At 72.9% G+C, this 1,729-nt stretch carries 1 protein-coding gene; it reads left to right on the top strand.

Annotation, left to right across the window (positions count from 1 at the left end; all coding sequences use genetic code 11):
- Positions 1-1,729, top strand: a 1,729-nt coding sequence (gene lanM, locus KUTG_RS43010; RefSeq protein ID WP_043725378.1) for a type 2 lanthipeptide synthetase LanM, incomplete at both ends; no start/stop codon positions are given.

The raw sequence follows: 1,729 nt of genomic DNA, 5'->3' as shown, positions 1-1,729 counted from the left end.
CGGTTCGCGGAGTTCGCCCGCCGCCCCGACCTGGACGCGTTGTTCGCGGAGTACCCCGTGCTGGCCCGGCTGCTGGCGCAGACGTGCCAGCAGGCCGTCGCCGCGCACCTGGAGCTGCTGGAGCGCCTGGCCGCCGACCGGGACGCCATCGTCGAAACGCTGCTGGACGGCCGCGACCCCGGCCCGCTGGCCAAGATCGAGTCCACCGGCGGCGACGCGCACCAGCACGGCCGCTCGGTCGCCCTCGTGACGTTCGAGGACGGGCGGACCGTCGTCTACAAGCCGCGCCCGCTCGACCTGCACGACCACTTCAACGACCTGCTGGACTGGCTCAACGGCCGCGTGCACGACTTGAGCCTGCGCCGGGTCGCCCTGCTGTGCCGTGACGGCTACGGCTGGCAGGAGTTCGTCTCGGCCGGACCGTGCGAGGAAGTGACCGGGCTGAGCCGGTTCTACCGCCGCCAGGGCGCGCTGCTCGCCCTGCTCTACGCCGTCGACGGCAGCGACATGCACTACGAGAACCTGATCGCCGCCGGGGACCAGCCGGTGCTGGTGGACGTGGAGACGCTGTTCCACCCGACGATGCAGGTGGACACGGCGACCGGCCACGACCCGGCCGCGCAGGAGCTGGTGCGCTCGGTGTTCCGCACCGCGCTGCTGCCGCAGGTGATGCTGGGCGAGAACGGCTCGCTCGACCTGTCCGGGCTGGGCGGTGACCAGGGCGTCTTCCCGACCGATGGGGTGGGTTGGGACGGCGCCGGCACGGACTACATGCGGTTGGTCCGGCGGCCGGTTACGATGCGGGGAGGCCGCAACCGGCCGCGTCTGGGCGAGCGGGAGGCCGAGCCGCGCGAGTACCAGGCGGCGCTGCTGACCGGCTTCCAGGCCGCCTACGACGCGATCGTCGAGCACCGGGCCTCGTTCGTGACCCTGCTGCACAGCTGCTCCGAGGACGAACTGCGCTTCGTGGCGCGGCCGACCGCGCTGTACGCGACGCTGCTGGACGAGTCGACCCACCCGGATGTGCTGCGCGACGCCCTCGACCGGGACAGCGTGTTCGACCTGCTGTGGACGGACTCGCTGGACGACCCGATGCGACGCCGGCTCGTGCCGCACGAGATCGCCGACCTGTGGGCCGGTGACGTGCCGATGTTCACCTGCCGCGTGGGTTCACGCGACGTCTTCTCCGCCACGGGCGTCCGGCTGCCCAACCTGCTGGTCCTGTCCGGCCTCGACGCCGCCGAGGCGAAGATCGCCGACATGGGCGAGATCGACCGGCACAACCAGGAATGGCTGATCCGGGCCTCATTCGCGACCCGCCCGCAGCCGGTGTCGCACCGCGGCGTCGACGTGCTGCCGGGCGCGGTGGCCACCGTCGTGCCCGATCCGCAGCGGCTGCTCGCGGCGGCCTGCGGCATCGCGGACGAACTGGTCGGCCGGGCGGTTCCCGGCCCGGACCGGACGAACTGGCTCGGCCTCGAACTCGTGGACGACCGGCAGTGGACCGTGCTGCCGATGGGCGCCGGCCTGGCCAACGGCTACCCGGGCCTGGCCCTTTTCCTGGCGCAGCTGGCCAAGCTGACCGGCGCGCCCCGCTACGGCGACCTGGCCCGGCGGGCGATCCAGCCCATCCCGCGGCTGCTGGACGCGCTCGGCGACGACCTCGGGCTGGCATTGGCCGTCGGCTCCGGCGGTTTCCACGGCCTCGGCGGCATCTGTTACGCCCTGG

Origin of the sequence: Kutzneria sp. 744 (assembly GCF_000568255.1) — a bacterium.
Lineage (GTDB): Bacteria > Actinomycetota > Actinomycetes > Mycobacteriales > Pseudonocardiaceae > Kutzneria.
Note: the sequence above shows the minus strand (reverse complement) of the source record. Positions and strands in the feature narration are given on the sequence as shown.